General features: G+C 69.6%; 3 protein-coding genes and 1 pseudogene. 1 reads left to right on the top strand and 3 read right to left on the bottom strand.

Annotated features, from left to right (window positions below; translation table 11 throughout):
- Positions 1-1,820, top strand: a 1,820-nt coding sequence (locus tag VIR15_RS06000; protein WP_331926567.1) for a DUF8754 domain-containing protein, incomplete at its 5' end; no start/stop codon positions are given.
- 16 nt (positions 1,821-1,836) lie between these two features.
- Here VIR15_RS06000 and VIR15_RS05995 read toward each other — a convergent pair.
- The 3 genes and pseudogenes from VIR15_RS05995 to VIR15_RS05985 form a co-directional block, all read right to left on the bottom strand.
- Positions 1,837-2,448, bottom strand: coding sequence for a class I SAM-dependent methyltransferase (locus tag VIR15_RS05995; RefSeq protein ID WP_331926566.1), 612 nt, complete (start codon positions 2,446-2,448; stop codon positions 1,837-1,839).
- Between the two features lie 140 nt (positions 2,449-2,588).
- Entirely contained in the window at positions 2,589-2,771 is a 183-nt protein-coding gene (locus VIR15_RS05990) for a ferredoxin (protein WP_331926565.1), read from the bottom strand.
- Positions 2,772-2,811: 40 nt separating this feature from the next.
- Positions 2,812-3,005: pseudogene (locus VIR15_RS05985) on the bottom strand (hypothetical protein); the annotation flags it as partial.

Below are 3,005 nucleotides of genomic sequence, written 5' to 3'. Positions count from 1 at the left end.
TCGCCGCCCCAGCCGCCGACGTGCCGGTGACGAGGGGGTACCTGCTGCGCGACGTCCTGCAGGAGTGGGCGATCCGGCACGTCCAGAACGACCTGCCCGGGTACTTCAACAACGCCCGGGTCATCGTCCTCGGCGAGGAGGACCAGACCAGGGCGGCCCAGGTCATCCACGAGTTCACGGACAACATCACGACGTCCGACCCGCTGCTCATCGACCTGGTGGAGCGGGTGGAGTCGGTGCCGGTCGTGGGCTCGTATGCCGGCGTCGGGTTGTGGCCGATCCGCCAGCTCCCGGGACCGGTGCAGGCGCTCCTCCGGGCGCCCGGGCCGGTCAGCCAGGCGTTCGCGCGCAAGGCCGCGCGGGACTCTGACGTCGTCATCGCCACCTACGAGGCCCTGGTCGCCTTCGGACTGGACGACCTCAGGGGCAAGACGGTGATCACCTCGGCCGTCGCGCCCGACCAGTTGGCCGAACTCGCCCGCCGCGACGTCGACATGGTCATCGACCCCACCCCGCAGCCCTTCGACGTCACCGTCGATGACGCGGTTCTCGAGGCGATGCTCATTGCGGGCGCGGGCGCGGGGCCCGGCGGGCCGGCCGAGACCGGTCTGGTCGAGGCGATCCACACGGCGGGGCTCGAGCCGCGAGTGCTGCAGCCGAACGGTCCCCGGCGCAGGAGTCGCTTCGCCTTCGTGATCCACCCGTTGAGCCAGGAGTACTTCAACAAGGTCGAGCCGCTGCGGACGATGAGCAAGGTGCTGCCGGGCTTCGTCATGGACGCCGTCGAGAAGGCAATCGCCTACGTTCCCCCGTTCACGTACAGCCGGGTCACGGGGATCACCTCGCCGACCGGCGCGGAGGCGGAGGGCTGGTTGATCAGCGTCGGCGGCACCCCCAAGCAGCTGCTCTCGCACAGCCCGGAGTTCACCTATGGGCAGCTCCTCGCGGCGGCGGACACCGCAAAGAAGCTCGGCGCCCAGGTGATGGGCCTCGGCGCGTTCACCAAGGTCGTCGGGGATGCCGGCGTCACCGTCGCGAAGCGGGCACCGCTGCCGGTCACGACGGGCAACAGCTACAGCGCCTCGGGGGCGCTGTGGGCGGCTCACGAAGCACTCCAAAGGCTGGGACTCATCGAGGTCGACGCGGACGGGAGGATGCGCGGCAAGGCGATGGTCGTCGGGGCGACGGGCGCGATCGGATCCGTGTGTGCACGGCTGCTCGCCCTGGCCTGCGACGAGCTCTGGATGGTCTCGCCCGAGAGCGCCAAGCTCCTTGCCCTGCAGGAGGAGGTCCAGCGGGACAACCCCCGCGCCGAGGTGCACGTCTCCTCCTCGCCGGGACGCCATCTCGGCGACATGGACGTCATCGTCACCGCGACCTCGGCGGCCGGCAAGCGGATCCTCGACATCATGAAGGTCAAGCCGGGGTGCGTCATCACCGACGTGGCCAGGCCCCTCGACCTGTCAGCGGAAGACGTGGCCAAGCGGCCCGACGTGCTCGTGGTCGAGTCGGGTGAGATCGACCTGCCCGGCGAGGTCCGGATGAAGAACATCGGCCTGCCGAAGGGCGTCGCCTACGCGTGTCTCGCCGAGACCGTGGTGCTCGCCCTCGAGGGGCGCTACGAGACGTTCACGGTCGGACGCGACATCGAGTGGGAGAAGGTCAAGGAGATCTACCGGCTCGGGCTCAGGCACGGCATGCGGCTTGCGACGATCTCGGGCGTCAACGGGGTCTTCACCGACGCCGACATCGCGCACATCAGGCGGCTCGCGCTGGAGCGGAGGGGCGAACTGCCCTACGGTGCGGCGTCCCCCGCCTGATCCGCGTGTCCAGCGTTCAGGGGTGCCGCGGGGTCGCCCGTCGACGGAGCCGGTACCACTGCGGCGACGACCGGTTCATCGGCCAGCCCAATCCCGCCGTGTCTGCCACATCGACGGCGAGCAGATCCCACTCCGGGAAGGCGGCCTCGACCTGCGCCTGCGTCACGCCCTCCAGCACGGAGCGCAGTCGAGTGGGGCCGAAGGCGAGCATGAGCAGCGTCGCGTCCTGATTGGCGAGCGAGGTCACCCCCTGTCCCATGGCGTCGCGCTGTGCAGCGTCGAGCCCTTGGAAGCAGCCGATATCGAGGAAGAAGTCGAACAACCCCAGATGGGCCGCCGGCAGATCAGTGACGTCCCCGACGACATAGCTGACGCCGTCGGACGCCTTGCGCCGGGCCGCCTCGATGGCGCTTGGGACCACGTCGATTCCGACCACCTCCCAGCCTCTCCGGGCCAGTTCGGGGGTGTACTGCCCTCGGCCGCAGCCGAGGTCAAGTGCCCGGCCCAGCGGTCGAGCGCGGTCGACCTCCTCGCGGTCCAAGAACGCCTTGATACTGGCTGCCGCCGCAGGGCCGTAGCGCTCCCAGGGCGTCAGGCCGAAGCGGTAAAGCAGTGCGTACTTCCCCATGGCAGGAGTTTCCTCGCATTCAGCTCCGCTTTGCGGAGCAGGCCCCGGAGGCGACGAATCAGGGGTATGCCGCTGAGCCGGCTCCCACGTGCACGTGACCGGGGGAGCCGGCTGAGCGGCATACGGTGGCAGTCAGGAGATCACGAGCGGTAGAGGGCACGGGCGGGGCACAGTCGGATCGCCGTCGTGCCGTCTGCCGCAGTCACGACCGGGTCCGTCACGATGGGGTAGCCCCACTCGTCCAGCTCGAAGTGGTGTGGCAGGACGCTGGCACAGACACCATGCCCCGTGCAGGCGATCCGGTCGACGCGCAGCTCCGTCATACCAGCGCCGACGCGGGGGAGGGTCGACCGCGGGGCTGGTTCAGCGCGAGAGGACATCAGCGGCCCTCCGTCCTGGGTCCAGACAGTAGCCGTCGACGTGGCCCTCGAGGTGGTCTCGGTAGACCCACGTGGCGGAGGCGATGAATCGGGCCACGCCATCAGGGAATTTGCAGGCACCACGACCGGGAAGCAGGCCGGTGCGACGCCAGATGTCCTGTAGGACAGGGGCGCTGG

The sequence above is a fragment of the Intrasporangium sp. genome (assembly GCF_036566125.1).
In the GTDB taxonomy this organism is placed as follows: domain Bacteria; phylum Actinomycetota; class Actinomycetes; order Actinomycetales; family Dermatophilaceae; genus Intrasporangium.
The sequence above is the reverse complement of the archived record's forward strand: the minus strand, read 5'-3'. Positions and strand labels throughout refer to the sequence as shown.

What these genes read in the sequence shown, in the direction of transcription:
- VIR15_RS05990 (WP_331926565.1), bottom strand. Translation starts at nt 2,771, where the DNA reads ATGACGGAGCTGCGCGTCGACCGGATCGCCTGCACGGGGCATGGTGTC.
- VIR15_RS05995 (WP_331926566.1), bottom strand. Translation starts at nt 2,448, where the DNA reads ATGGGGAAGTACGCACTGCTTTACCGCTTCGGCCTGACGCCCTGGGAG.